This window comes from Mesorhizobium sp. ESP-6-2 (assembly GCF_020164675.1).
In the GTDB taxonomy this organism is placed as follows: Bacteria; Pseudomonadota; Alphaproteobacteria; order Rhizobiales; family Rhizobiaceae; genus Mesorhizobium.
The window spans coordinates 337,371-361,745 of record NZ_JAIUGT010000001.1; the positions used below are offsets into that span (position 1 = coordinate 337,371).

General features: G+C 63.4%; 30 protein-coding genes. 17 read left to right on the top strand and 13 right to left on the bottom strand.

Annotated features, from left to right (window positions below):
* Positions 1 to 106: 106 nt before the first annotated feature.
* Both LB532_RS01650 and LB532_RS01655 read left to right on the top strand, forming a co-directional pair.
* A complete protein-coding gene (locus LB532_RS01650) occupies positions 107 to 670 on the top strand; it encodes a peroxidase-related enzyme (RefSeq protein ID WP_140641109.1) in 564 nt (187 codons plus the stop codon).
* Positions 671 to 799: 129 nt separating this feature from the next.
* Positions 800 to 1,123, top strand: coding sequence for a YciI family protein (locus LB532_RS01655; RefSeq protein WP_140641107.1), 324 nt, complete (start codon positions 800 to 802; stop codon positions 1,121 to 1,123).
* A 3-nt stretch (positions 1,124 to 1,126) separates the two neighbouring features.
* On the opposite strand, the gene LB532_RS01660 is transcribed toward LB532_RS01655, so the two are convergent.
* On the bottom strand, positions 1,127 to 1,741 hold the full coding sequence (locus LB532_RS01660; protein ID WP_140628809.1) for a LysE family translocator: 615 nt from the start codon (positions 1,739 to 1,741) through the stop codon (positions 1,127 to 1,129).
* Positions 1,742 to 2,140: 399 nt separating this feature from the next.
* On the opposite strand from LB532_RS01660, the gene LB532_RS01665 reads away from it, so the two are divergent.
* Positions 2,141 to 2,767: a DUF1062 domain-containing protein gene (locus LB532_RS01665; RefSeq protein ID WP_140641105.1), complete on the top strand. Its 627-nt coding sequence runs from the start codon at positions 2,141 to 2,143 to the stop codon at positions 2,765 to 2,767.
* Between the two features lie 61 nt (positions 2,768 to 2,828).
* Here LB532_RS01665 and typA read toward each other — a convergent pair whose 3' ends face one another.
* Positions 2,829 to 4,658, bottom strand: a complete 1,830-nt coding sequence (typA, locus tag LB532_RS01670; RefSeq protein WP_140550747.1) for a translational GTPase TypA — start codon at positions 4,656 to 4,658, stop codon at positions 2,829 to 2,831.
* Positions 4,659 to 4,857: 199 nt separating this feature from the next.
* On the opposite strand from typA, the gene LB532_RS01675 reads away from it, so the two are divergent.
* Positions 4,858 to 5,139, top strand: a complete 282-nt coding sequence (locus LB532_RS01675) for a hypothetical protein (protein WP_181169417.1) — start codon at positions 4,858 to 4,860, stop codon at positions 5,137 to 5,139.
* A gap of 85 nt (positions 5,140 to 5,224) precedes the next feature.
* On the opposite strand, the gene LB532_RS01680 is transcribed toward LB532_RS01675, so the two are convergent.
* Complete coding sequence (locus LB532_RS01680; RefSeq protein WP_181169416.1) at positions 5,225 to 6,508, bottom strand: MFS transporter; 1,284 nt, start codon at positions 6,506 to 6,508, stop codon at positions 5,225 to 5,227.
* 74 nt (positions 6,509 to 6,582) lie between these two features.
* Between LB532_RS01680 and LB532_RS01685 the strand changes: the two genes are divergently transcribed.
* Both LB532_RS01685 and LB532_RS01690 read left to right on the top strand, forming a co-directional pair.
* Positions 6,583 to 7,200, top strand: coding sequence for a TetR/AcrR family transcriptional regulator (locus tag LB532_RS01685; RefSeq protein WP_140641101.1), 618 nt, complete (start codon positions 6,583 to 6,585; stop codon positions 7,198 to 7,200).
* 44 nt (positions 7,201 to 7,244) lie between these two features.
* Positions 7,245 to 7,838 (top strand): hypothetical protein, encoded by a 594-nt coding sequence (locus tag LB532_RS01690; protein ID WP_140641099.1) that lies wholly within the window; start codon positions 7,245 to 7,247, stop codon positions 7,836 to 7,838.
* 115 nt (positions 7,839 to 7,953) lie between these two features.
* Here the strand turns inward: LB532_RS01690 and LB532_RS01695 are convergent, their stop codons facing one another.
* Positions 7,954 to 8,121 carry a hypothetical protein gene (locus LB532_RS01695; protein WP_140641097.1) on the bottom strand — a complete coding sequence of 56 codons (168 nt, stop codon included), beginning with the start codon at positions 8,119 to 8,121 and terminating at the stop codon, positions 7,954 to 7,956.
* Between the two features lie 309 nt (positions 8,122 to 8,430).
* On the opposite strand from LB532_RS01695, the gene LB532_RS01700 reads away from it, so the two are divergent.
* Together LB532_RS01700 and LB532_RS01705 are read left to right on the top strand one after the other, a co-directional pair.
* Positions 8,431 to 9,351 carry an SMP-30/gluconolactonase/LRE family protein gene (locus tag LB532_RS01700; RefSeq protein ID WP_140641095.1) on the top strand — a complete coding sequence of 307 codons (921 nt, stop codon included), beginning with the start codon at positions 8,431 to 8,433 and terminating at the stop codon, positions 9,349 to 9,351.
* Between the two features lie 22 nt (positions 9,352 to 9,373).
* Positions 9,374 to 9,577: a tautomerase family protein gene (locus tag LB532_RS01705; protein ID WP_140641093.1), complete on the top strand. Its 204-nt coding sequence runs from the start codon at positions 9,374 to 9,376 to the stop codon at positions 9,575 to 9,577.
* 296 nt (positions 9,578 to 9,873) lie between these two features.
* Here LB532_RS01705 and LB532_RS01710 read toward each other — a convergent pair whose 3' ends face one another.
* The 8 genes from LB532_RS01710 to LB532_RS01745 form a co-directional block, all read right to left on the bottom strand.
* On the bottom strand, positions 9,874 to 10,404 hold the full coding sequence (locus tag LB532_RS01710) for an NADPH-dependent FMN reductase (RefSeq protein WP_140641091.1): 531 nt from the start codon (positions 10,402 to 10,404) through the stop codon (positions 9,874 to 9,876).
* Between the two features lie 30 nt (positions 10,405 to 10,434).
* Positions 10,435 to 11,055 carry a pyridoxamine 5'-phosphate oxidase family protein gene (locus LB532_RS01715; RefSeq protein ID WP_140641089.1) on the bottom strand — a complete coding sequence of 207 codons (621 nt, stop codon included), beginning with the start codon at positions 11,053 to 11,055 and terminating at the stop codon, positions 10,435 to 10,437.
* A 24-nt stretch (positions 11,056 to 11,079) separates the two neighbouring features.
* Entirely contained in the window at positions 11,080 to 11,754 is a 675-nt protein-coding gene (locus LB532_RS01720; protein WP_140641087.1) for a septation protein A, read from the bottom strand.
* A gap of 51 nt (positions 11,755 to 11,805) precedes the next feature.
* Positions 11,806 to 13,638 carry a signal recognition particle-docking protein FtsY gene (gene ftsY, locus LB532_RS01725; protein WP_140641085.1) on the bottom strand — a complete coding sequence of 611 codons (1,833 nt, stop codon included), beginning with the start codon at positions 13,636 to 13,638 and terminating at the stop codon, positions 11,806 to 11,808.
* Positions 13,639 to 13,650: 12 nt separating this feature from the next.
* A complete protein-coding gene (gene mtaB, locus LB532_RS01730) occupies positions 13,651 to 14,979 on the bottom strand; it encodes a tRNA (N(6)-L-threonylcarbamoyladenosine(37)-C(2))-methylthiotransferase MtaB (RefSeq protein ID WP_140641083.1) in 1,329 nt (442 codons plus the stop codon).
* Entirely contained in the window at positions 14,979 to 15,863 is an 885-nt protein-coding gene (dapF, locus tag LB532_RS01735) for a diaminopimelate epimerase (protein WP_140641081.1), read from the bottom strand. The genes mtaB and dapF overlap by 1 nt, the downstream gene beginning before the upstream one ends.
* Positions 15,864 to 15,935: 72 nt before the next feature.
* Complete coding sequence (locus LB532_RS01740) at positions 15,936 to 16,097, bottom strand: DUF1328 family protein (RefSeq protein WP_140550734.1); 162 nt, start codon at positions 16,095 to 16,097, stop codon at positions 15,936 to 15,938.
* Between the two features lie 86 nt (positions 16,098 to 16,183).
* Entirely contained in the window at positions 16,184 to 17,194 is a 1,011-nt protein-coding gene (locus LB532_RS01745; RefSeq protein WP_140641079.1) for an MBL fold metallo-hydrolase, read from the bottom strand.
* A gap of 73 nt (positions 17,195 to 17,267) precedes the next feature.
* Here LB532_RS01745 and LB532_RS01750 point away from each other — a divergent pair, with 73 nt between their 5' ends.
* The 3 genes from LB532_RS01750 to zapE all read left to right on the top strand — a co-directional run bounded on the left by LB532_RS01750 (position 17,268) and on the right by zapE (position 19,402).
* Positions 17,268 to 17,498, top strand: coding sequence for a hypothetical protein (locus LB532_RS01750; RefSeq protein ID WP_224556313.1), 231 nt, complete (start codon positions 17,268 to 17,270; stop codon positions 17,496 to 17,498).
* 136 nt (positions 17,499 to 17,634) lie between these two features.
* Positions 17,635 to 18,174 (top strand): protease inhibitor Inh/omp19 family protein, encoded by a 540-nt coding sequence (locus tag LB532_RS01755; RefSeq protein WP_140550731.1) that lies wholly within the window; start codon positions 17,635 to 17,637, stop codon positions 18,172 to 18,174.
* Between the two features lie 28 nt (positions 18,175 to 18,202).
* On the top strand, positions 18,203 to 19,402 hold the full coding sequence (zapE, locus tag LB532_RS01760; RefSeq protein ID WP_140641077.1) for a cell division protein ZapE: 1,200 nt from the start codon (positions 18,203 to 18,205) through the stop codon (positions 19,400 to 19,402).
* 55 nt (positions 19,403 to 19,457) lie between these two features.
* Here zapE and LB532_RS01765 read toward each other — a convergent pair whose 3' ends face one another.
* A complete protein-coding gene (locus LB532_RS01765) occupies positions 19,458 to 19,886 on the bottom strand; it encodes a GNAT family N-acetyltransferase (protein ID WP_140641076.1) in 429 nt (142 codons plus the stop codon).
* Positions 19,887 to 20,121: 235 nt separating this feature from the next.
* Between LB532_RS01765 and mdh the strand changes: the two genes are divergently transcribed.
* From mdh to sucD, 6 genes are read left to right on the top strand one after another with little or no spacing between them, the layout of a single operon-like run.
* Complete coding sequence (mdh, locus tag LB532_RS01770; RefSeq protein WP_140492808.1) at positions 20,122 to 21,090, top strand: malate dehydrogenase; 969 nt, start codon at positions 20,122 to 20,124, stop codon at positions 21,088 to 21,090.
* A 30-nt stretch (positions 21,091 to 21,120) separates the two neighbouring features.
* Positions 21,121 to 22,314 carry an ADP-forming succinate--CoA ligase subunit beta gene (sucC, locus tag LB532_RS01775; protein WP_140641075.1) on the top strand — a complete coding sequence of 398 codons (1,194 nt, stop codon included), beginning with the start codon at positions 21,121 to 21,123 and terminating at the stop codon, positions 22,312 to 22,314.
* Between the two features lie 4 nt (positions 22,315 to 22,318).
* Positions 22,319 to 22,690 carry a cupin domain-containing protein gene (locus LB532_RS01780; RefSeq protein ID WP_140641074.1) on the top strand — a complete coding sequence of 124 codons (372 nt, stop codon included), beginning with the start codon at positions 22,319 to 22,321 and terminating at the stop codon, positions 22,688 to 22,690.
* Positions 22,691 to 22,746: 56 nt separating this feature from the next.
* Positions 22,747 to 22,977, top strand: coding sequence for a hypothetical protein (locus LB532_RS01785; RefSeq protein WP_140641072.1), 231 nt, complete (start codon positions 22,747 to 22,749; stop codon positions 22,975 to 22,977).
* Positions 22,967 to 23,386, top strand: coding sequence for a PIN domain-containing protein (locus LB532_RS01790; RefSeq protein ID WP_140641070.1), 420 nt, complete (start codon positions 22,967 to 22,969; stop codon positions 23,384 to 23,386). The genes LB532_RS01785 and LB532_RS01790 overlap by 11 nt, the downstream gene beginning before the upstream one ends.
* 14 nt (positions 23,387 to 23,400) lie before the next feature.
* Entirely contained in the window at positions 23,401 to 24,303 is a 903-nt protein-coding gene (gene sucD / locus LB532_RS01795; protein WP_140518080.1) for a succinate--CoA ligase subunit alpha, read from the top strand.
* The last annotated feature ends 72 nt before the right edge of the window (positions 24,304 to 24,375 follow it).

Sequence of the window (24,375 nt, forward strand, 5' to 3'; positions counted from 1 at the left end):
GCGGACATCTGTAGCAGATGACCGCTATTTGGCGACAAAGGTTTGACGGCGTGCCAAGAATTATCGCAATTCGGCGGCAGCCGGCGACAAACGAGGAGGAATGCCCATGACCGACAAGATCACCGCGCTCGATCTCGCCGCTGCTGAGCTGAGCGATGCGACCAGGACCTATTTCGCCAAATGCGAGGAGAAGCTCGGCCTGGTCCCCAACGTGTTGCGCGCCTACGCCTTCGACGACAAGAAGCTGCGTGCCTTCACCGACATGTACAACGATCTGATGCTGGGCGATTCAGGCCTGTCGAAGCTGGAGCGCGAGATGATCGCGGTCGCTGTCTCCTCCATCAACCATTGCTACTACTGCCTGACGGCGCATGGCGCCGCCGTGCGGCAGCTGTCGGGCGACCCTTCGCTCGGCGAGATGATGGTGATGAATTTCCGCGCCGCCGACCTTTCACCGAAGCAGACCGCGATGCTGGAATTCGCGGTCAAGCTGACAGAGGAGCCGGCCAAGATCGTCGAAGCCGACCGAGCGGCCCTGCGTATGGCCGGCTTCACCGACCGCGACATCTGGGACATCGCCTCCACGGCCGCCTTCTTCAACATGTCGAACCGGGTGGCGGCGGCAATCGATATGCGCCCGAACTCCGAGTACCACGCCATGGCAAGGTGATGAGCAGGGCCTGACCTTGCCATACATTAGCTATCTCTCATTCTCATTGCCTGTTTGCCGGTTTGGTCCGATGATCGCCGGGCGGCATGACCGCCTGCCGGTTCGATGCCGCCGACAAGGGAGGAGAACATGGCGAAATTTCTCTATGTCTATCACGGCTCCGGCAAGATGCCGACCGAGGAGGCCGAACGCAAAGCGGCGATGGATGCCTGGAACGGCTGGTACGGCAAGCTCGGCTCGGCCGTGGTCGACGGCGGCAATCCGGTCGGCATGTCGAAGACGGTGCTGCCCGATGGCAAGGTCGAGAACAATGGCGGCAGCAACCCGACCGCCGGCTACACGATCGTGGAAGCCAGGGACATGGACGATGCCGTCGCCAAGGCCAGGGATTGCCCGATCCTCATGAACCCGGCCTTCAGCGTCGAGATCGCTCCGATCGTCGAAATGATGTGACGGTTACGAGCGCGCCGCGATCGCCGCGGCTGCACCGGCCATGGTGGTGGCGCTGACGCGGTTGGCAATTCTCATGGCGCGCTTGCTCTTCAGGAGCTTGCGCGCCTGGGCGGCGGCCAGCACCCAGGCAAGGTCGATCACCACAAGCACCACCGCCATGGTCGCCGTCAGCTCGATCCAGCCAACCACCGTCACCGAAGCAAGGTCGATGATGGTCGGCAGCAAGGCCAGGTAGAACATCATGATCTTGGGGTTGCCGAGCGTCACGGCCATGCCGGCGAAGAACAGCTTGCCGGGCGAATCCTCCCGTGGCATCTCGCCTTCTTTCGCTTCAACAGGCGCGGTCCACATCTTCCAGGCCAGATAAGCGAGATAGGCGACGCCGACCCATTTGACGATGACGAAAGCGAAATGGAAAGTCTGCGCCACCACGGCCAGCCCGAACACCGCAAGCGACAGCCATATGCCCTCGCCGATCCACATGGCGAGCAGGAACGGGAACACGTCGCGAAATCCTTTGGCGATGACGCGGGCGACGAGTGCCGCGATCGAAGGACCCGGCGAACCGGCGGCCACGAAGAGCGCGGCGGCGAAGATCAGGAGCGAGGTGAGGTGCATGGCGAGGATCTCGGCTTGAAAACCTTCAATGCCAGACATTAGCAATGCCAGACATTAGCGCAAGCGATCGAGCTTCGGTAGCATCAACATGCTTGCCGGCCCGGCATCACGCGGCTAGATAGATCGCCGCGAAACAATTTCGAGCTTCACTTTGCCTACGTAACCGCCGGTCTCGTCAACTCCCCCGACACAACGCATGGCGCCGCCACAACGGTGCCTTTTTCCATTTCATGTGTTCCTCTGGGCGGCGGTTCGAGACCGGTTTGGCACTGCTGAACCGCTGCCGCGCGCGCCGCGACGCCTGATCCCAAGAACCGCAGCCTACCGCCACGCCGTGCCCGCCTGGGCATCTCGACATCGCCGACCTGATGAACTTCCCGACGGGAAGGGCTTATCGGCATGTCTTCTATTCTGCGCATCCGCTGGACGATCGCGCCTCAAATCGCACCACGTCCCCTCACCACTTGCAATCGCTGCGGCGGCATCAAAGCCTATCGCAGCAGCGGAAAGTTCCGCGTCAACGCCAACGGCAAGCGCATTGACGCCTGGCTGATCTATCGTTGTATCGACTGCGATAATTCCTGGAATTTCGGCATTTTCGAGCGCCGCAACCGCCACGACATCGAGCCGGCGCTGCTGCGGGCGCTGGAGAGCAACGATGCAGCACTTGCCCGGCACCACGCCTTCGATGTGATCGCACTGCGCGGCCAGGTGGGACGTGTCGAGGAGTTTCCCGACATCGCCGTGCACAAGACGGCGCTTGGCGGGACAAGCGAAGCTGCAAGCGTGCTGGAGCTCCGGCTCGGGCTCGAAATGCCGATATCGCTGCGACTCGATCGTTTGCTCGCCAACGAACTCGGCATCTCACGGTCGCGGCTCCAAGCCCTGGAGGAGAAACGCCTGTTGGTTGTCGATCGCGACGGGGCCAAGGCTTTGCGCAAGCCGGCCCGCGACGGTACAACGGTCCGCGTCGATCTGGCCGGCGAACCCGACCGGCAGGCCATCATATCTGCGGCCAGGGGATGAACGGCAGAGGGGCGAAGCACCAGGTGCTCCGCCCCTCCCGGATACGATCAGAAACAGAAAATTACGCCGCGCCGACGGCCTTGGATGATTTCTCGAAGCGCTTGCGCTCGTTGGGGTCAAGATAGAGCTTGCGCAGACGGATGGTCTTCGGCGTCACCTCGACCAGCTCGTCGTCCTGGATCCAGGCCAGCGCGCGCTCCAGCGTCATGCGGATCGGCGGTGTGAGCTTGACCGCCTCGTCCTTGCCGGCGGCGCGGATGTTGGTCAGCTTCTTGCCCTTCAGCACGTTCACTTCCAGGTCGTTGTCGCGGGAGTGGATGCCGATGATCATGCCCTGATAGACCTTGACGCCCGGATCGATGACCATCGGGCCACGATCCTCCAGGTTCCACATGGCGTAGGCGACGGACTCGCCCTGCTCGTTGGAGATCAGCACGCCATTGGTGCGGCCGGGCAGTTCGCCCTTATAGGGCTCATAGGCATGGAACAGCCGGTTCATCACGGCGGTGCCGCGCGTGTCGGTCAAGAGTTCCGACTGGTAGCCGATCAGGCCGCGCGTCGGCGCATGGAAGACGAGGCGCTGGCGGTTGCCGCCGGAGGGGCGCAATTCGACCATCTCGGCCTTGCGCTCGGACATTTTCTGCACGACGACGCCGGCATGCTCCTCGTCGACGTCGATGACGACTTCCTCGACCGGCTCCAGCAATTCGCCGTTCTCGCCCTTCTGCATGACCACGCGCGGCCGCGACACGGCGATTTCAAAGCCCTCGCGGCGCATGGTCTCGATCAGCACGGCAAGCTGCAATTCGCCACGGCCCGACACGAAGAAGGAATCCTTATCAGGCGATTCCTCGATCTTGAGCGCGACATTGCCCTCGGCTTCGCGCAGCAGGCGGTCGCGGATGACGCGGCTGGTCACCTTGTCGCCTTCGGTGCCGGCCAGCGGCGAATCGTTCACGAGGAAAGACATGGTCACGGTCGGCGGATCGATCGGCTGCGCATGCAGCGGCTCGCTCACGCTCGGATCGCAGAACGTGTCGGCGACGGTACCTTTGGACAGGCCGGCAATGGCGACGATGTCGCCCGCCTGCGCTTCCTCGATCGGCTGGCGCTCGAGGCCGCGGAAGGCCAGTATCTTGGAGATGCGGCCGGTTTCGATCTGGGTGCCGTCATGATGCAGCACCTTGACCGCCTGGTTGGCCTTCAGCGTTCCGCTCTCGATGCGGCCGGTGATGATGCGGCCGAGGAACGGATTGGCTTCCAGGATGGTGCCGATCATGCGGAACGGGCCGGGATGCACGGTCGGCGCGGGCACATGCTTGAGGACGAGGTCGAACAGCGGCGACAGGCCCTGGTCCTTGGGACCTTCCGGATTTTCCGAGACCCAGCCGTCGCGCCCCGAGCCGTAGAGGATCGGGAAGTCGAGCTGCTCGTCGGTGGCGTCGAGCGCGGCAAACAGGTCGAATACCTCGTTGACCACCTCGACATGGCGGGCGTCCGGCCGGTCGATCTTGTTGATGACGACGATGGGCTTCAAGCCGACCTTGAGCGCCTTGCCGACGACGAACTTGGTCTGCGGCATCGGGCCTTCGGCGGCGTCGACCAGCACGATCGCCGAATCCACCATCGACAGGATGCGCTCCACCTCGCCGCCGAAATCGGCGTGGCCGGGGGTGTCGACGATGTTGACGCGGGTGCCCTTCCAGTCGACCGAGGTCGCCTTGGCCAGGATGGTGATGCCGCGTTCCTTTTCGAGGTCGTTGGAATCCATGGCGCGTTCGGCGACGCGCTGATTGTCGCGGAAGGCGCCGGATTGTTTCAGAAGCTGGTCGACAAGGGTGGTCTTTCCATGGTCGACGTGCGCGATGATCGCGATATTGCGGAGGTTCATGATCTGGTCTCGGGAGCGTTGCAGGCAGCAGGCCAAAAGGCGCCGCCTCTTTCGTGTTGCGCGGCTCATACAGGGTTTTTCGCATTTGCGAAAGAGGAAGCGCGACACCAAATAATCATCAAATCTTAAGCATCGCCATGTGAAATGGTTTTGTTAACCAAGGCGGGAACCTTTTGCGGGCCCGGGCAGTTCGAACATCATGACCAACGCAGTCGTCAAATTTCGGCCGATTCTCGCAACTGCGGCTCTCGCCATGCTGGTGGCTGCCGGCGCCGCTCAATCCGCGGCGACGCTCAAGGAAGCGCGGCCCGCTCTGCCGAGCGATATCCCGAGCGCCGAACAGGTCTTTGCGGATGCGCCCGATGGCGTCGATCCGGTCGTGACGGGGCCGGTCAGCGCGGCCTTCAAGCAAAGGCAGGAAAGCGCCAATTGCGATAGCGCGGTTTGGCCCAACGTCCCGTTGGTCTGCTATCGCGACTGATCGGCTGCGCCGTTGGCGAAGCTGCCAATCTCACCTTATCGAAAGATCGCCAATCTGACCGACGGCACACTCGTTCGAAGGCGCACTATGCCGCCTGCGGCTCCGGGTCGAACGCCGGCCGGCTGGTGTTGATCAGGAGCGAGATACACGCGGCGGCAATCGCGGTCATGCCGGCGATCAGGAAGGCCAGTTCGTAATTGCCCTGCAGTTCGCGCATGGTGCCGCCGAAGAAGGCGGCGGTTGCCGCGCCCACCTGATGGCCGGCGACGATCCAGCCGAACACGATCGGGCCGCTGCGGTCGCCGAACGCTTCATTGGCGAGCCGCAGCGTCGGCGGCACGGTGGCGATCCAGTCGAGACCGTAAAGTACGGCGAAGATGATCAGACTGGTCGCCGAAAAACCGGAATAGGGCAGATAGATCAGCGAAAGGCCGCGGATCGCATAATAGACGCCGAGCAGCTTGCGCGGATCGAAACGGTCGGTGAGCCAGCCCGACAGCGTGGTGCCGATCAGGTCGAAAATGCCCATCATCGACAACAGGCCCGCCGCCTGCACCTCGTTGATGCCCATGTCGCCGCAAAATGCGATGAGATGCGTGCCGACCAGCCCATTGGTGGTGAAACCGCAGACGAAGAAGGTGGCGAACAGGTACCAGAAGACGCGCGTGCCGGCGGCGCGGCGCAGCGTGGTCAGCGTGTGGGTCAGGAAATTGCCTTTTGCCGCCGGCGGTACCGGCGGCACGTCGTCGGCTTCCGCGCCATAGCGCACCATGCCGATCGATGCCGGGCGTTCCGGCACCAGCAGCAGCACCAGCGGCACCAGACAGGCCGTTGCGACGGAGATGGCGGTGACGACCGGCTTCCAGCCGCCTGACTGCGCCAGCGAGGCCAGCAGCGGCAGGAAGACCAGCAGACCGGTGGCGCTGGAGGCCGACATCAAGCCCATGACGAGACCGCGGTTGGTCTTGAACCAGCGGTTGACGATGGTGGCACCGAGCACGGTGGCGACCGCGCCGGAGCCGACGCCGGAAAACACGCCCCAGGTGATCAGCAGATGCCATGGCTTGGTCATCAGCAGGCTGAGCGCGGTGGAGGCCGACATCACGACAAGCGCGGCAAGCAGTGTACGCCGCAGCCCGATCCGCTCCATCAGCGCGGCGGCAAACGGTCCGGTCAGGCCGTAGAGGAAGATGCCGACCGCGGCAGCCAGCGACACCACGTCGCGCCGCCAGCCGAAACTTTCCTCCAGCGGCAGCATCATGACGGCTGGCGCGGAGCGCAGGCCGGCCGCGATCAGCAGGCAGAGAAAGATGACGGCGACCACGACGAAAGCGTAGCGCTGGCCAAATGGACGGGATTGAGCTATCATGTTACTGACCGGTACGTTGCAGGATGAAAACATGTATACGTACCGATCGGTAACAGTGTCAACCGAGACCGCGAATGCCACCAGACAATAAAATTGAACCGTCCATCAGCAGCGCTCACGCGTCGGCTCCGCCAAAGGCGGCGGAAAAGATACTCGGCGTGGCGCGCGACCTGTTCTACCGGCGTGGTATCAGGGCAATCGGCGTCGATGAGATCGTGCGGCGCGCCGGGGTCACCAAGCCCAGCCTCTATCGCAGCTTTCCCTCCAAGGACGAATTGGCCGCCTCTTATCTACGCCAATACGACCTCGAATTCTGGGAACGCTTCGACGAGGCGGTGGACGCAAATCCCGGCGATCCGCGCGCGCAAATCCGAGCCTTCCTGACCCGCGTCGGCAAGCGCACGCAGAAGCCTGACTATCGCGGCTGCGGCATGACCAATGCGGCCGTAGAATATCCCGAGCGCGGCCATCCGGCGCGCGTGGTGAGTGAGGACAACAAGCAGGAACTGCGCCGCCGCCTGCGCGCCATGGCCGCCGCGATGAATGCCGCCGACGCCGACACGCTGGGCGACGGTCTGCTGCTTCTGATCGAAGGCGCCTATATCAGCGGCCAGTTGTTCGGCGCCGGTGGCCCGGCGGCGTCGGTGGCCATAAACGCCGATCTGCTGATCGAGGCGAGCTTGAAGAAATAGTGTTTGGCGATAGGCTGCTGCGACCTTCAACGGAGATGTCCGCGATGCGCAGCCTGGTTCTTCCGCTCGTTCTCGCCAGCGTCTGCCAGCCAGCGCATGCTGGCGAGATATCGAGCGCCTACACCGATCTTGACTGGAAGAACGACTGCGTCACCTATGCGCAGGCCGGGGAAGGCGATGGCGACTGGGCCGACCTCGCCTGTTCGGGCTATCGTGGATATCCGGTGCTGATCGCCTATGACGATGCGCGCGAATCGCTGTTTTATGGTTTCCCGCCCGGCGGCGACATGACATCGGTCTGGGAAAGTTTCTCCGGCTTCAATTCCTCATGCGCCAGGATCGAGTGGCGCATCGAGACCGACGGCGACAAGGCGGTGCCGTTCGCGGTCATTCATCGCCGCTCCATCAGCAATCCGGAAGACGAGAAGAAACCCACCGACGTGCTGCTCGTCTCCAAGGTCGCGCAGATTGATACGCGCGACGGCTGCACGGTCGCGCTGGTGCTGGCTACAGGAAATCCTGCCGCCAACGATCAGGCGCGCAAGCTTGCCGACGAGAAAGCACGGTCCTTCGCCTGCGGCAAGGACCGGCGCACCGTCATCGGCGAGGTGCCGGCTTTCGGGCGCGTCGACAATTGAAGGACAAGCGTTCGCCGCTCGCCGACGCGTCAAATGCTTCGATTTTCACGCGCCCTCGTCATCACCGTTGAGGAACAGCAATGTCTCGGAGCGCGGGGATCTGCTTGTTGTGGGCTCAGCCGTAGATCTGCTTGTGGACCTGGTAAAGCATTTCCGAGCGGTCGGCGCGCATGTCGGCCAGATCGCGGCTGGAGAAGCTGTCGATTTCAGCGACGAGGCGGTTGTAGTGCTTGCGCTTGGCGATGCTGGCGCGAGCGCGGGTCATGAGACTGTCGAGGATCATAGCGAGTTCCCTTTTGCACCGCATTTTCGCGGCTGTTGTTCCTCCCTTGATCAGTACGAAGCATGACATAGTAATGATGCATTGCAAAAACGAGATGTTGCAATGCACCATTGCGCTGTGTGCATAGCCGGTTAATGGCGCCTGAGGCCATCCCCGACGCCGGCGCATTGCCCTTCCCGTGATGGGAATGCCTGTTCCTGTCGTTTTGTCTTACAAATTGCGGGAATGTCATCGCCGCCGATCTTGCCATATCGGCCTGCTGCTGGCTTGATCGCGCTGGATTGCCAATGTCACTGGGAGGAAAAAGGAATGGCTGCCGCCGAGTATTATGAAGTTCTCGATCCGCGTTTTGCGCGGCTGTTCAACGGCAATGCGCAAGTGGACAAGCTCTTCACCGGCTGCCGATGGGCGGAAGGGCCGGCCTGGTTCGCCGCCGGCCGCTATGTCGTCTGGTCGGACATACCGAACAACCGCATGATGCGTTACGACGAGACCGACGGCAGCGTCAGCGTGTTTCGGCAGCCATGCGGCAATTCCAACGGCAATACCGTCGACCGGCAGGGCCGGCTGGTGACCTGCGAGCATTCGGGGCGCCGCGTCAGCCGCACCGAGTTCGACGGTTCGGTCACCACCATCGCCGCCAAGTGGAAAGGCAAGCGGCTGAATTCGCCCAATGACGTGGTGGTCAAGTCGGACGGCTCGATCTGGTTCACCGATCCGACCTACGGCATCGACACCGATTACGAGGGCGACAAGGCCGAGAGCGAGATCGGCGCCTGCAATGTCTACCGGGTCGATCCCGGCACGGGCGAGGTCGAGGCCGTCATCACCGACATGGTCAGACCGAACGGGCTTGCGTTCTCGCTCGACGAGAGCAAGCTCTATGTCGTCGACACCGGCCGCACGCATGGCGCGCAGAACCCGGCGCATATGCGGGTATTCAATGTCGGCGAGGGCGGCAAGAAGGTCTCGGGTGAAAAAGTCTTCGCCGATTGCACCGAGGGTCTGTTCGACGGCTTCAGGCTCGATGATGCCGGGCGCATCTGGACCAGCGCCGCCGACGGCATCCATTGCTACGATCCGGACGGAACGCTGATCGGCAAGGTCAAGGTGCCCGAGGTGACCGCCAATTGCGTGTTCGGCGGCGCCAAGCTGAACTGTCTCTACATCGCCGGCACCACCTCGCTGTACATGGTCCGGCTGATGGTGAACGGCGCCAAGACCTACTGAGCTGAATTAAGGGGAGGACGTCATGCCATTCGTCAACATCCGCATCGTCAAGGAAGTGATCGCCGCCGATCCGGCCGGCAAGAAGGCTGACATTGCCAGGAAAGTCACGGCGGCCATCATGGACGCCACCGGGCTCGGCAATGACGATGTCTGGGTGGTCTTCGAGGAGGTCAATGCCCGCGACTGGTACGTCGGCAAGACCGATGTCGAGACGCTGAGGAAGTAGTGGCGACGGCTGACGTTGGAGATCGGCCGAAGCATCTATCCGTCGTCATCCTAGGGCGAAGCAGGCGCGAAGCGACGTCGCGGAGACCCTAGGATCCATGCCGTGATATGCGAGCGTTGCGATGGTGAAATTCTGTCGGTAGCGTGGTCCGCGTAATCTCCGACGTCACGCTGTCTGTCCTGGACCGTTGCATTCTCTGGCAAACGTTACGGCATGGATTCTAGGGTCTGCGCCGCGTCGCTGCGCTCCTTGCTTCGCCCTAGAATGACGACGGCGTGTTGGTGGCCGCTCAAAGATCACCGCGAGCGAATGAAATCGGCGAAGGCCGAAACCGCGTTGCGCATCGCCAGCACATTTACCGGCTCCGCGAGGATGTTTTCCGCATCCGCAGGTTTCTTGCCGAGAAGGCCAATTTCCAGCCCGCCGTCATGAAGCGAAAACGACATCGTCCGCATGATCTCGGCCAATGCCGCGCGGGCATAGAGGGAGCGCGGCGAGGCGTGCACGAGCATGGCCGGCTTGTCGACGGCGGCGTCGCGCGATACCAGCCAGTCGAGCGCATTCTTCAGGCCGCCCGGCACGCCATGCGCATATTCCGGGCATGAAATGATGACGCCGTCGGCGGCGGTGACGGCATCGATCAGCCTGGACGCCTCGCACGGCGTCCGCTCACCCTCGTCGTCGGGGTTGAAGATCGGCAGCAGGCCGAGCCCTTCATGGATGGCGACGCGGCAGCCCTCTGGCGCGTTCCACGCCAGTGCCGCGACCAGGGCCGAATTGGTGGAGGCCGCCCGCAGGCTGCCGGAAATGGCAAGGAGGTTCAGCAAGGCGACGCTCGGACGAATCTTCCGCGCACGCTACCACATTGTCTGCTTGTATTCGTCGTCCAGCCAGCGGTCGGTCGCCTCGGCCGAATCGGCGAGCGCCAGCTGGTCCCGCAGGATCTGGCCGAGCGTCGGCAGGGTCGCGCGATCGTACCAGCTCTCCGGCTTCCAAAGGTCGGAGCGCATGAAGGCCTTGGCGCAATGCATGTAGGCGGCCTTGACGGCGACCACGACGACGCTCTGCGGCTCCTTGCCGTCGACGGCCAGCCGTTCGCGCAAACCTGCGTCGACGGTGATGCGGGCGTCGCCGTTGACGCGCAGCGTCTCGTTCATGCCGGGAATGAGGAACAGCAGCCCGACCGACGGGTTGAGCAGGATGTTCTCCAGCGTATCCAGCCGGTTGTTGCCGGGCCGGTCGGGGATGGCGATGGTCCTGTCGTCGAGCACGGCGGCGAAGCCTGGCTTGTCGCCTTTGGGCGTCACATCGGCATTGCCTTCGCCGTCGGAGGAGCCGATCAGCACGAAGGGGCTCTTGCCGATGAAGGAGCGGCAATGGCCGTCCAGCGCCTTCAATTCCTTGCGGATCGAACCATCCGTCGGACGCGGCGTCTTGTAGATCGTCCGCAGCTCTTCGCGCGTGGTGACGAATTCCATGGCACTCCCCCCTATTGGCAAGCCTTATTTGCCGGCCTTCTCTTCGCCGCCGGCCTTGTCGTCCAGCGAATGGCGCAGGATCAGCGGCATCTGGCTGAAGGTGAACAGAAGCGTGATCGGCATGATGCCCCAGACCTTGAAGGTAACCCAGGCATCGGTGGAAAAATTCCGCCACACCACCTCGTTGACGATGGCCAGGAACAGGAAGAACAGGCCCCAGCGAAAGGTGAGTTTTCTCCAGCCCTCGGCATCGAGCCTGAAGGCGGAATTGAAGACGTAGCCGAGCAGAGATCTGCCGAAGAACAACCCTCCGAGCAGCACGCCGCCGAACAGCGTGTTGACGATGGTCGGCTTCATCTTGATGAAGATGTCGTCCTGCAGATAAAGCGTCAGCGCGCCGAAGATGAAGACGACGACGCCCGACACCATCGGCATGATCGGCAAGGTGCGCGTCAGCAGCCAGGACGCGACCAGCGCGATCGCGGTGGCGGCCATGAAGAGGCCGGTGGCGACGAAGATCGGGCCGCCGAATTCAGCCAGCGCCGGGAATTTCTGCGTCAGCCATTCGCCTCGCGCATTGGCGAAAAAGAACACCAGCAGCGGCCCTAGCTCGAGAACGAGCTTGAGCAGCGGGTTGACGCCTTCCTTCTTCTCTTTCTGCGGGTCGGACGGATCGCGTTCGAGAATGGGTGGGTTCATATCTTCCTTCTTACGCACGATCCGGTTGAGGCAACTTCCGGGATCATGCCGTTACGCAACGCCAGCGATCGCCCGGGCGAATTCGCTTGCCGAGAACGGTTCGAGGTCGTCGACCTGTTCGCCGACGCCGATGAAATAGACCGGCAATCTGTGTTTTGCCGCGATCGCCACCAGAATACCGCCACGCGCCGTGCCGTCCAGCTTGGTCATCACCAGGCCGTTGACGCCGGCTATGTTGCGGAAGATCTCGACCTGGTTGAGCGCGTTCTGGCCGGTTGTGGCGTCGACCGTCTGCAGCACGGTGTGCGGCGCTTCCGGATCGAGCTTGCCCAGCACGCGCACGATCTTCTCAAGCTCCGCCATCAGCTCGGCCTTGTTCTGCAGGCGGCCGGCCGTGTCGATGATCAGCACGTCTGAGCCGGCTTCCTTCGCCTTCTCGAAGGCATCGTAGGCGAGACCGGCGGCATCGGCGCCGAGCTTGGAGGCGATGACCGGCGATTTCGTCCGCTCGCCCCAGATCTTGAGCTGCTCGATGGCGGCGGCGCGGAACGTGTCGCCGGCGGCCAGCATCACCGACAGGCCGCCATCGGTCAGTTTGGCCGCCAACTTGCCGATGGTCGTGGTCTTGCCGGTGCCGTTGACGCCGACCACCAGGATGACATGCGGCTTGTGGCTGAGGTCGAGTTCCAGCGGCAGGGCGACGGGAGTCAGCACCTTCTCCACCTCCTGCGCCATCACGGCGCGGACCTCGGCGTCGGAAACATCCTTGCCGTAGCGGCTGGCGGCCAGCGCATCGGTGACGCGCAAGGCGGTCTCCAGTCCGAGATCGGCGCGGATCAGCACGTCCTCCAGGTCCTGCAACGTGTCGTCGTCGAGCTTGCGCTTGGTGAAGACGCCGGCAATGTTGCCCGACAATTCGCGCGAGGACCGGGCAAGCCCGTCCCGCATGCGCTGGAACCAGGAGCGCCGCGCCGCCGGCTCCGGCGCCTTCCGCGGCTCGGCCTTCTGCTCCACTTTTTTCGCGACCGTCACCTTGACGGGGGAGGGTGTGGGCTTCGGCGCGGGAACTGCCTCAGGTTCCGGCGCGATTTCGGCGCGCACAGGCTGCGGCTCGATCGGCGCAGGCTGGCGAATTGGCGGCGAGATTTCGGCGGCGGTTTCGGCACTGGGTGCCAGGTTCTCGACAGGTCGGCGCTGCCTCTCACCCTTACCCTCTTCCCGTGAAGGACGGGGAGAGGGAGGCGTTGGCGTTGCAGCTTCTTCCTTCTCCCCGTCACTATACGGGGAGAAGGTGCCGGCAGGCGGATGAGGGGCGGCGCCGGCCTGTGAAGGCTGCGCGGAAGACGGTGTCGGCGGTATCTCGACTGGCGCCGGTGTCTCGATCGGAACTTCGACGGGCGTCGGCACTTCGACGGGTGCCGGTTCCGGCAGCTGCTCCGGACGCGACGGGACAATTTCCGGCTCGACGGGCGCTGGTGGCGGTACCTCCTGCGGCCGCGGTTCGGGCGCAGGCTCCGGAATGACCGGAGGCGTCGGAACTTCCTCGGGGGTCGGCGGCTCCGGGCGCTCGGGCGTCGGTGCCGGTTCCTCTTCCGGCCGCGGCTCCGGCAGGCGTTTCGGCTCGGGCGGAACGGTCGGCTCCGGCACCGGCGGGATGGCCGGGGCAGGCTCGGGTGTCGGTTCCTCGGGCGGCGCGGGCTCGACGGCAGGCTGAGCCTGGATCTCCTCCCGCTTCAGGAATTCCGGAACGACCTGTTCGGCCGCCGGCTTCAGCGCTTCGAGCTGATCCCATTTGATCGGCGGCAGCGGGGCGGTCTCGTCGACGCGCTCTTCGACGACCTCCTTCTTGCCGAACGAAAATATTTTCTTGAAAAACCCGGCCATCTCTTGCGTTTCTCAGGCGGCGCGGGCGGCAAGCGGAACCGCGATCAGCCGGGCGCCGTCATGGCCGGTGACTGTTGCTTCAACGATCTCGCCCGGCGCGCCGGTGGCGAGCGCGGCAAGCGTAAACCCTTCGGTGCGGCCGAGCCCGTCGCGCTCGATCAGGATCGACTGGCGCGTTCCGGAAAGCGACGACAGATGGCGGCGATATGCAGTCTCGCCGGCGGCGCGCAGGCGGGCAGCGCGCTGCTTGACCACTTCGCGGCGGACCTGCGGCATGCGCGCGGCGGGCGTGCCTTCGCGCGGCGAAAACGGAAAGACGTGCAGGTGGGTCAGCCCGCATTCCTCGACGATCTTTGCCGAATTTTCGAACATCGCTTCCGTCTCGGTCGGGAAGCCGGCAATGATGTCGGCGCCGAAGACGACGTCGGGGCGCAGTTTGCGCACGTCTTCGCAGAAGCGGATCGACTGATCGCGCAGATGCCGGCGCTTCATGCGCTTCAAAATCATGTCGTCGCCCGATTGCAGCGACAGATGCAGATGCGGCATCAGCCGCGGCTCGGTGGCGATGGCGTCGAGCAAATCGTCGTCGGCCTCGATGGAATCGATGGAGGAGAGGCGCAGGCGCTTCACGTCCGGCACCTGGCGCAGGATGGTCTTCACCAGCCTGCCGAGTTTCGGTGCGCCCGGCAGGTCGGCGCCGAAACTGGTCATGTCGACGCCGGTCAGCACGATCTCGGCATAGCCGTTGCCGGTGAGCCGCTTGACCTGCTCGACCACGGCGCCCATCGGCACCGAGCGTGAATTGCCGCGACCATAGGGGATGATGCAGAAGGTGCAGCGGTGGTCGCAGCCATTCTGCACCTGCACGAAGGCGCGTGCCCTGCCCTCGATGGCATCGACCATATGGCCGGCGGTCTCGCGTACGGAGAAGATGTCATTGACGCGCGCCTTTTCGCTGTCGTTGACGCCGAAATCCGGCAGCGCGCGATAGGAATTGGCCTTCAGCTTCTCCTCATTGCCGAGGACGAGATCGACCTCATCCATGGCAGCGAAGTTCTGCGGCTCGGTCTGCGCCGCGCAGCCGGTAACGATGATGCGCACTTGCGGGTTTTCGCGGCGCGCCTTGCGGATCGCCTGCTTGGCCTGGCGCACCGCTTCCGAAGTGACGGCGCAGGTGTTGAAGATGACGGCGCCGCCGGCCAGCGCACCGAGGCCCGCAGTTTCGGCCTCGCGCCGCATCACCTCGGATTCATAAGTGTTCAGCCGGCAGCCGAAGGTCACCATTTCGATGCGATTGGGGCCCTTCGCCGCATCATCGACATCCCTGGAATGAGCGGGCATCAGGCCGCGCTCTCGGTGTCGCGCGCCCAGGCGCCGTTCGAGGGATCGAAGCTGCCGGAAAATTCCCATTCGGCCGCACCGGTCAGGATGACATGGTCGTTTTCGAGCCATTCCACATGCAGCGAGCCGCCGCCCGGGGTCAGCAGATTGACGCTGCGCCCGGTGCGCCGGGTGCGGGCGGCAGCCACGACGGCGGCGCAGGACGCCGTGCCGCAAGCCTTGGTCAGGCCGGCGCCACGTTCCCAGGTGCGGATGATCATGCTGTCGGGCGAGCTTACCTGCGCGATGGTGATGTTGGCGCGCTCGGGGAAGATCGGATGGTTTTCGAGCAGCGGTCCGAAGCGGTCGAGTTCGTAGGACCAGACGTCGCGGTCGACCCAGAAGATGGCATGCGGATTGCCCATGGAGACGACCGAGGGCGAATGCAGTACCGGGGCGTCGATCGGGCCGACCTGCAATTCGATCATGCGGGTATCGCGAAACTCCTCGGCGAGCGGAATGTCCCGCCAGCCGAAGCGCGGCATGCCCATGTCGACCGAAATCGAACCGTCGGCATGTTCCTGCGCGTTGAGGATTCCGGCGACGGTCTCGAAGGTGAATGTCTTTTGTCCGGTCTCGGCCGCCAGCGCCTGGACGACGCAGCGCATGCCGTTGCCGCAGGCCTGCGCGCCCGAGCCGTCCGAATTCAATATGTCGATGAAATAGGCCGTACCCGGCGTCCGCGCGTCATGGATCGCCATGATCTGGTCGAACCGCGTCGAGACATCGGCGTTGAGCATGATCGCCGCTGCCGGCATCACTCGATCGGCACGGCCACGCATATCGGCAACGATGATCTCGTTGCCGATGCCGTTCATCTTGGCGAAGGGGGCGGTGCCTGCCATTTCTTCCGGTCATTCCGTGCTGTTTGCCGCTATATGGCGGAAAAGGGCGGGAATTACCAGTGCATCGCGCCTTCAGGTGACGGCGAAGACCCCGAGCAGGATCAGCAGGAAGATGATCAGCACGATGCCGATCAGGATGCGCGCGCCGGTGGCGGCCGCACCTGCTAATGCCGGCATGCCGAGCAGGCTGGCAGCGGCGGCGATAATCAGGAGAATGATGATCCATCTGAGCATGGAAATGCCTCGCCGAGCGATAGAATTTGACCCCTCCTACAAACGCGCCGGTGGCGCTTGGGTTCCGTGGCCGCAACCGGCCCCGGTCAGATCTGCGGCACATCCCAGACCTCGCCCGGCCGCAAGGCGCGAAAACGCTCCGGCGGCAGGCCCTGGGCCTCCAGCGCCTCGTCGAGCTTGCGTGCCGGCTCGTCGACCGGTTCATCGGTGAGCTGGAACGTGCCCCAATGACAGCCGGCGGCATAGGCGGCGTTGCAAAGCTTCATGCCTTCGACTGCCTCCCGCGGATCCTGGTGCTGAGAGGCCATGAACCAGCGTGGCTCATAGGCGCCGATCGGCAGAATGGCGAAGCGAAAGCCGCCGTGCTTATGAGCCATGAGCCGGTAGTTGATGCCGTCGTGGAAACCGGTATCGCCGGCGAAATAGATCCGGCCGGCCGGCGTCTCGATGACGAAGCCGGCCCACAGCGCCATGCGCCGGTCGCGTGTGCCGCGTGCCGACCAGTGATGTGCCGGCTCGACATGGACGGCCACGCCATCGCCGATGTCGACCCTGTCGCCCCAGTCATGCGCCGACAGCCGCGTGCCCGGAACCGCCCCGCCAATGAGCACGTCATTGCCGAACGGGCTCACCACCAGCGGGTCGTGCCTGGCCTTGAGCTGCCTCAGTGTCGCGATGTCGAGATGGTCGTAATGGTTGTGGCTGACCAGCACGAGATCGATCGGCGGCAGGTCGGCCAGGGCGATGCCCGGCGCATTGACGCGTTTCGGCCCAATGAAGGAGAACGGCGAAGCCCGCAGCGACCATACCGGGTCGGTGAGGATGTTCAGGCCCGCGGTCTGGACCAGCAGCGTGGAATGACCGACCATGGTCACGATCAGGCCGGCACCCTCGACACGTGCGGGCGGCTTTGCCTGCGGAAAGGGACTCGGATTGGTCGCTGGCCATTTCGAGCGTTGGCCGTTGAACTGCCATTTCAGCAGATCGGCGAAGCGCGCCGGCGGCTGGCCGCCGGGATTGAAGAACAAGGTTCCGTCGAAATGATCGCTGGGCGGGCCGTTGTAATAGCGATTGGCGGCTTTCGGTCTCGCAGCCAATTTGCAGCTCCAGCGAATTTCGTTTTGATAGAGATAAGCCCTGTGCCGGCTGGCGCAAGCGTTTGCCGGCCAAATGCCAACGGCCCCGGCGGCCGGCTCGACGATCGCCGGCGCCGAGACACGCGGCGCCGGCATCGAACTGCGTCTTTACGGCGCCGACCCGGATGCGGTCGAGGCCGCCGCGCGCGGTCATGGCCATATCGTGCTGGCCGGGGCGGTCGACAAGCCGCACGGCCTGCGCGAGAGCTATGTCGTCGGGCCGGACGGCTATATATTCGTGCCAAGCGCTCCGCTGGCCGGATGATTGCGATAAATTTGCAACAATTCTTGGCGCAAACCCTATTTTAACCATATCGGGTTGAAATTTCGCCACCTTCTCCATCTTGGTGGAGGGTGACATTGTGCGGACGGCAGCCCCGCCGGATCCGACGGAGGTTGGAATGACTTTTTCGAAAACGGGCCTGGTGGCCGTATCGCTGGCGGCGCTCGTTGCGAGCGGCTGCTCAACCTCTCGGTTTTCCTCGATGGACGACCAGCAGCCGGCGCCGCTGCAGCCGGCGCCGTCCGGTCAGGTGACGGCCAACCAGTTGCCGCCTCCGGCCTCTCCCGGCACCACCGATCCGTCGCAATTCCCGACCGCGCCGCAGAACAGCCAGGTCGCCTCCTTGCCGCCGGACGGTTCGGCGCCGGCGGGCGCGCCGGACCTGACCGCGGCCAGTGTCGCCGGCGTATGGAACGCCAGCGTTTCCGGCCAGAGCTGCAAGGTGGCGACGCCGCAGACCAAATTCGGCGCCGGCTTCCGCGCCGGACCGCTGCATTGCCCGGCGCCAATCGACGGCATCAAGTCATGGAACGTCGCCGGCAAGCAGTTGACGCTTTACGATGAGAATGGCGGCACGCTGGCACGGCTCTATTCCTCGGGCGGCTCAAAATTCGACGGCCAGACTTCCAATGGCCTGCCGATCTCGCTTACAAGGTAAGCCAAGCCCCTCGACAACGACGTGACCTATGCATCTGCGTGACGGCCTCCAGACCCATGTGACCGTCAGGCAGCGTTACGACCATCTGGTCGACACCGGTGCCATCGAGCGCGATCCGGCGCAGGAGCGGATCGTCACCGCTCTCGACCGGCTGGTATCAGAGATTTCGGTGAAGCGGCTGGCGCACAAATCGAGCGCGCTTGGCTGGCTCTTCGCCCGCAGGCGCGAGACGCACGAGGCGGTCAAGGGCCTCTACATCCATGGCGGCGTCGGCCGCGGCAAGACCATGTTGATGGACTTGTTCTTCGAGCTGCTGCCGGTCCGGCGCAAGCGCCGCGTGCATTTCAACGACTTCATGGCCGAGGTGCAGGACCGCATCCAGAAGCACCGGCAGGAGCGCAAGGACGGCACAGTGAGGGAAGACGACCCGATTCCGCCGGTGGCGCGGGCGCTTGCCGAACAGGCCTGGGTACTGTGTTTCGACGAGTTCTCGGTCACCGACATCGCCGATGCGATGATCCTGTCCCGGCTGTTTTCGGCGCTGTTCGCCAGCGGTGTGGTGCTGGTGGCGACGTCGAACGTAGCGCCGGAGAACCTCTATCGCGATGGGCTGAACCGTCAGCTTTTCCTGCCCTTCATCGGCATATTGGAACGGCATGCGCAGGTGCTCTCGCTCGATGCCGACAAGGACTATCGGCTGGAAAAGCTTGCCCGTACGCCGGTCTATGTCACGCCCGCCGACGCGGCGGCCGATGAGGCGCTGGACGCGGCTTGGCAAACGGTGACGCGCGGCGCGCCGACGGTCGAGACGTCGCTTGCCATAAAGGGCCGGCAGCTCGCCGTTCCGCGCGCCGCCGGCGACGCCGCGCGATTTTCCTTCGCCGATCTGTGCGAGAAACCGCTCGGCGCGCGCGACTATCTGGTCCTTGCCGACCGCTTCTCGACCGTCTTTATCGACCACATCCCGGTGCTGGGTGAAGGCAGGCGCAACGAAGCCAAACGCTTCATCCTCCTGGTCGACACGCTCTACGACCATCACACCAAGCTGGTGGTGAGCGCGGAGGCGCCGCCGCAGCAACTCTATGTGGCCAAGCGCGGCGTCGAGGTGTTCGAGTTCGAACGCACGGCTTCGCGGCTGATCGAGATGCAGAGCCGCGACTGGCTGGAGGATTGGGCGGAGCGGCGGAAGGCGAAGGCGACGCCGACCGAAACGCAGGCGCAAGCCTAGAACCAGCCGACGGGTCCTTCAAAGGCTGATCCGTACGGCTCCTGCTATGAGAGCCCTACAAGTCGTATACATACATCACGAAATCTTCCGCTGGACCGTGCGGTTCCTTCCGCGACTCGTAAAGCGCGCGGGCGGCACGGTTGTCCGGCTCGGTGCCGACCCAGGCTTCTTCGCAGCCATTCTCCCTGCCGATCGCAAACATCGCATCGAGCATCTTTCGCGCGATGCCCTGGCGCTGGAAGGCCGACGATACGCCGACTTCGTCGATGTAGAGCTCCGTCACCTTGTCGGGATGACGGTGGATGACCGCGGCGCATTGACCGACGGTCAGGCCGTCGGCGAGCGCCACGACCATGAAATGGCCGGGTTCCCTGAGATAGGCTGCCAATCGATGCGGCGTGACCGGTTCGTCGAACACATCGTCGGCGACCCGCATCACAAGGGCGTCATCGCCGGCCTCAAGTCTTACGATCTCCATCTTCATCGTGTAAATTCTCTCCAGTCGAGTTCAAAACTTTTACGTTTACGTAAATCCCAGTCACTCTAACCGATTGAAAACGCTCGCTCCAAAATAATCGTTTGAATTTAAGCGGCGCCGGGGCTATTGGGTGCGGCGAAATCTCGCGGGATCCCCGCAGCATTCCGGTCTCTTCCTCGACGCCGTCATCAGATCGTCAGCGATTTGAGCGACATCACGAACAAAGGGAAACTATCCTGACATGGCACGCAACAAGATAGCGCTTATCGGCTCTGGCATGATCGGCGGCACGCTCGCTCACATGATCGGCCTCAAGGACCTCGGCGACGTGGTTCTGTTCGATATTGCCGAAGGCATCCCGCAGGGCAAGGGGCTCGATATCGCGCAATCGTCGCCGGTCGACGGGTTCGATTCCAGGCTGACGGGCGTCAACGACTATGCCGGCATCGAGGGGGCGGACGTCTGCATCGTCACCGCCGGCGTGCCGCGCAAGCCGGGCATGAGCCGCGACGATCTGCTCGGCATCAATCTCAAGGTCATGGAACAGGTCGGCGCCGGCCTGAAGAAGTACGCGCCGAAGGCGTTCGTCATCTGCATCACCAATCCGTTGGATGCGATGGTCTGGGCGCTGCAGAAGTTTTCCGGCCTGCCCAACACCCATGTCGTGGGCATGGCCGGCGTGCTCGACAGCGCCCGCTTCCGCTATTTCCTGGCCGAGGAATTCAAGGTTTCGGTCGAGGACGTCACCGCCTTCGTGCTCGGCGGCCATGGCGATTCCATGGTGCCGATGATCCGCTATTCGACGGTTGCAGGCATTCCTCTGCCCGATCTCGTCAAGATGGGCTGGACCTCGAAGGAGAAGCTCGACCAGATCGTGCAGCGCACCCGCGATGGCGGCGCCGAGATCGTCGGCCTGTTGAAGACCGGCTCGGCCTATTATGCGCCGGCCGCATCGGCGATCTCGATGGCCGAAGCCTATCTCAAGGACAAGAAGCGTGTGTTGCCTTGCGCGGCTCATCTTTCCGGCCAGTATGGCGTGAAGAACACCTATGTCGGCGTTCCCGTGGTGATCGGCGCCGGTGGCGTCGAGCGCGTCATCGAGATCGAGCTTTCCAAGCCAGAGCAGAAGATGTTCGATAGCTCGGTAGCGGCGGTGCAGGGCCTGACCGAGGCCTGCGTCAAGATCGCGCCGCAACTCGCCTCGAAGTGAACCCCAGCAGCTGATCCGGAGACGCTCCAGATGAACATCCATGAGTATCAAGGCAAGGCGCTGCTGAAGAGCTTTGGCGCGCCGGTGGCCCAAGGCGTGCCGGTGTTCAAGGCTGATGAGGCGGAAGCCGCCGCCAAGGCGCTGCCCGGCCCGCTCTATGTGGTGAAGAGCCAGATCCATGCCGGCGGCCGCGGCAAGGGCAAGTTCAAGGAGCTCGGGCCCGACGCCAAGGGCGGCGTGCGGCTGGCCAAGTCGGTCGCCGACGTCGTCGCCAACGCCAACGAGATGCTCGGCCACACGCTGGTGACCAAGCAGACCGGCCCGACCGGCAAGCAGGTCAACCGACTCTATATCGAGGACGGCGCCGATATCGACCGCGAGCTCTACCTGTCGATCCTGGTCGATCGATCGGTCGGCCGCATCGCCTTCGTGGTCTCGACCGAAGGCGGCATGGACATCGAGGCGGTCGCCCACGACACGCCGGAAAAGATCATCACCGTCGCCATCGACCCGGAAAAGGGCGTCACGGCGGAGGATGTGAAGAAGCTCAATGCCGCGCTGAAGCTCGACGGAGACGCGGCCAAGGATGGCGGCACGCTGTTCCCGATCCTCTACAAGGCCTTCGTCGAGAAGGACATGAGCCTGCTCGAGGTCAATCCCCTGATCGTCATGAAGAACGGCCGGCTGCGCGTCCTCGACGCCAAGGTGTCGTTCGACAACAACGCGCTGTTTCGCCACCCGGATGTGCTCGAACTGCGCGACACCACCGAAGAGGACGAGAAAGAAATCGAGGCGTCGAAATATGACCTCGCCTATGTCGCGCTCGACGGCAATATCGGCTGCATGGTCAATGGCGCAGGCCTCGCCATGGCGACGATGGACATCATCAAGCTCTACGGCGCCGAGCCGGCCAACTTCCTCGACGTCGGCGGCGGCGCGTCGAAGGAAAAGGTGACGGCGGCCTTCAAGATCATCACCAGGGATCCGGCGGTCAAGGGCATCCTGATCAACATCTTCGGCGGCATCATGAAATGCGACATCATCGCTGAGGGCGTTATCGCCGCTGTCAAGGAAGTCGGGCTGAAAGTGCCGCTGGTCGTGCGCCTTGAAGGCACCAATGCCGAACTCGGCAAGAAGATCATCAACGACAGCGGCCTCAACGTCGTGTCGGCCGACGATCTCGACGACGCCGCCAAGAAGATCGTGGCGGCGGTGAAGGGCTGATCAAGTGCCTCCGCGCAAGATAAACCTCGTCGAAGCGGCGGATGCGAAGATCGACAACGTGTTCGATCCGCACATCGCCGGCGACGTCAATGACGCCCAGGTCAAGATCGCCAAGTTCGGCGATGTCTTCGACTGGCACGCCCATGACGATGAAGACGAAGCCTTCCTCGTGCTGCGCGGCCGCATCGCTATCGATTTCCGCGACGGTCCGGTCGAGCTCGGCGAAGGCGATTTCATCGTCGTGCCGCGCGGCGTCGAGCACCGGCCGCGTTCGCTGACACCGGAGCCGGTGGTGCTGATGTTCGAGCCGGCGACGACGCTCAACACCGGCAACGCCAAGAGCGATCTCACCGTCGCCGACCTGAAGCGGCTTTGACTTGCGATGGCCACAGTTACACATATACTGTGTGGCATAGCAGGAGAAAAAGAGACATGAAGAATATCACCCTGGCCGTCGAGGAAGAGATTCTGGAGCAGGTCAAACTGACGGCCGCCGAACAGCGAACTACCGTCAATGGTATGGTGCGAGAGTTTTTTGCAGCGGTGGCGGCGAAACGCCATGCCAAGGACGAGGCACGGCAAGCGCTGCTGAGGCTCGCCCGCGAGGCGGCAGGAGACATGGGCAGCAGCAAGTGGAACCGGGAAGCTCTCTATGATCGCTGAGTGCTTCCTTGACACCAACGTTCTCGTTTATGCGGCGATCGGGCACAAATCCGAGCGTACGAAATATGAGCGCGCCGTGGAGTTGATCGCCAAGGAAGACTACTCGACCTCAGCCCAGGTACTGCAAGAGTTTTATGTGAACGTGACCAAAAGAGCGGATGTCGTGCTGGCGCCAGCGAAAGCGGCCGAGTGGGTTGCCGCGATCTCCATGAAGCCTTGCCAGGATTTGGACAGCGCGGTCGTCATGCGCGGCATTGAGAATGCGCAGCGGTATCGGATTTCTTATTGGGACGGCGCAATCATCGCCGCAGCCGAGCGCCTTGGCGTCAAAAAACTTTACACCGAAGACCTCCACCACGGACAGAGCTACGGTTCCGTGGTTGCCATCAACCCCTTCCGCACACACTGATCAGGTCGCAAAAAATGTCCATTCTCGTCGACAAGAACACCAAGGTGCTCGTGCAGGGCCTGACCGGTAAGACCGGCACGTTCCACACCGAGCAGGCGCTGGCCTATCACGGGACCAAGATGGTCGGCGGCATCCATCCCAAGAAGGGCGGCGAGACCTGGACCGGCGCCAAGGGCGAGAACCTGCCGATCTTCGCCACCGTCGCCGAGGGCAAGGCCAAGACCGGGGCCAACGCTTCCGTCGTCTATGTGCCGCCGGCGGGTGCTGCCGAAGCCATCATCGAGGCCATCGAGGCCGAAATCCCGCTCATCGTCTGCATCACCGAAGGCATACCTGTCATGGACATGATCAAGGTCAAGGCGCGGCTCGACCGTTCGACGTCGCGGCTGATCGGTCCGAACTGTCCCGGCGTGCTCACCCCCGACGAATGCAAGATCGGCATCATGCCCGGGAACATCTTCCGCAAGGGTTCGGTCGGTGTTGTTTCGCGCTCGGGAACGCTTACCTATGAAGCCGTGTTCCAGACCACCAATGTCGGCCTCGGCCAGACCACCGCCGTCGGCATCGGTGGCGACCCCGTCAAAGGCACCGAATTCATCGACGTGCTCGAAATGTTCCTCGCCGACGACGAGACCAAGTCGATCATCATGATCGGCGAGATCGGCGGCTCGGCCGAGGAAGACGCCGCGCAGTTTCTCAAGGACGAGGCCAAACGCGGCCGCCGCAAGCCGATGGCCGGCTTCATCGCCGGACGCACGGCGCCGGCCGGCCGCACCATGGGCCATGCGGGCGCGGTCATCTCGGGCGGCAAGGGCGGCGCCGAAGACAAGATCGCGGCAATGGAATCGGCCGGGATAAAAGTTTCGCCATCGCCGGCCCGGCTGGGCACGACGCTGGTCGAGGCGATTAAGGGCTAGTGAATAGTCAATAGTGAGTAGTGAAAAGGGAAAAACGGGTGAGTAGCAGTTGAACGGGAAAGCCTTCATTTT

Coding starts and splice junctions, on each gene's coding strand:
- LB532_RS01650 (WP_140641109.1), top strand. CDS start 107: ATGACCGACAAGATCACCGCGCTCGATCTCGCCGCTGCTGAGCTGAGC.
- LB532_RS01655 (WP_140641107.1), top strand. CDS start 800: ATGGCGAAATTTCTCTATGTCTATCACGGCTCCGGCAAGATGCCGACC.
- LB532_RS01660 (WP_140628809.1), bottom strand. CDS start 1,741: ATGCACCTCACCTCGCTCCTGATCTTCGCCGCCGCGCTCTTCGTGGCC.
- LB532_RS01665 (WP_140641105.1), top strand. CDS start 2,141: ATGTCTTCTATTCTGCGCATCCGCTGGACGATCGCGCCTCAAATCGCA.
- typA (WP_140550747.1), bottom strand. CDS start 4,658: ATGAACCTCCGCAATATCGCGATCATCGCGCACGTCGACCATGGAAAG.
- LB532_RS01675 (WP_181169417.1), top strand. CDS start 4,858: ATGACCAACGCAGTCGTCAAATTTCGGCCGATTCTCGCAACTGCGGCT.
- LB532_RS01680 (WP_181169416.1), bottom strand. CDS start 6,508: ATGATAGCTCAATCCCGTCCATTTGGCCAGCGCTACGCTTTCGTCGTG.
- LB532_RS01685 (WP_140641101.1), top strand. CDS start 6,583: ATGCCACCAGACAATAAAATTGAACCGTCCATCAGCAGCGCTCACGCG.
- LB532_RS01690 (WP_140641099.1), top strand. CDS start 7,245: ATGCGCAGCCTGGTTCTTCCGCTCGTTCTCGCCAGCGTCTGCCAGCCA.
- LB532_RS01695 (WP_140641097.1), bottom strand. CDS start 8,121: ATGATCCTCGACAGTCTCATGACCCGCGCTCGCGCCAGCATCGCCAAG.
- LB532_RS01700 (WP_140641095.1), top strand. CDS start 8,431: ATGGCTGCCGCCGAGTATTATGAAGTTCTCGATCCGCGTTTTGCGCGG.
- LB532_RS01705 (WP_140641093.1), top strand. CDS start 9,374: ATGCCATTCGTCAACATCCGCATCGTCAAGGAAGTGATCGCCGCCGAT.
- LB532_RS01715 (WP_140641089.1), bottom strand. CDS start 11,055: ATGGAATTCGTCACCACGCGCGAAGAGCTGCGGACGATCTACAAGACG.
- LB532_RS01720 (WP_140641087.1), bottom strand. CDS start 11,754: ATGAACCCACCCATTCTCGAACGCGATCCGTCCGACCCGCAGAAAGAG.
- ftsY (WP_140641085.1), bottom strand. CDS start 13,638: ATGGCCGGGTTTTTCAAGAAAATATTTTCGTTCGGCAAGAAGGAGGTC.
- mtaB (WP_140641083.1), bottom strand. CDS start 14,979: ATGCCCGCTCATTCCAGGGATGTCGATGATGCGGCGAAGGGCCCCAAT.
- dapF (WP_140641081.1), bottom strand. CDS start 15,863: ATGGCAGGCACCGCCCCCTTCGCCAAGATGAACGGCATCGGCAACGAG.
- LB532_RS01740 (WP_140550734.1), bottom strand. CDS start 16,097: ATGCTCAGATGGATCATCATTCTCCTGATTATCGCCGCCGCTGCCAGC.
- LB532_RS01750 (WP_224556313.1), top strand. CDS start 17,268: ATGCCAACGGCCCCGGCGGCCGGCTCGACGATCGCCGGCGCCGAGACA.
- LB532_RS01755 (WP_140550731.1), top strand. CDS start 17,635: ATGACTTTTTCGAAAACGGGCCTGGTGGCCGTATCGCTGGCGGCGCTC.
- zapE (WP_140641077.1), top strand. CDS start 18,203: ATGCATCTGCGTGACGGCCTCCAGACCCATGTGACCGTCAGGCAGCGT.
- LB532_RS01765 (WP_140641076.1), bottom strand. CDS start 19,886: ATGAAGATGGAGATCGTAAGACTTGAGGCCGGCGATGACGCCCTTGTG.
- mdh (WP_140492808.1), top strand. CDS start 20,122: ATGGCACGCAACAAGATAGCGCTTATCGGCTCTGGCATGATCGGCGGC.
- sucC (WP_140641075.1), top strand. CDS start 21,121: ATGAACATCCATGAGTATCAAGGCAAGGCGCTGCTGAAGAGCTTTGGC.
- LB532_RS01785 (WP_140641072.1), top strand. CDS start 22,747: ATGAAGAATATCACCCTGGCCGTCGAGGAAGAGATTCTGGAGCAGGTC.
- LB532_RS01790 (WP_140641070.1), top strand. CDS start 22,967: ATGATCGCTGAGTGCTTCCTTGACACCAACGTTCTCGTTTATGCGGCG.
- sucD (WP_140518080.1), top strand. CDS start 23,401: ATGTCCATTCTCGTCGACAAGAACACCAAGGTGCTCGTGCAGGGCCTG.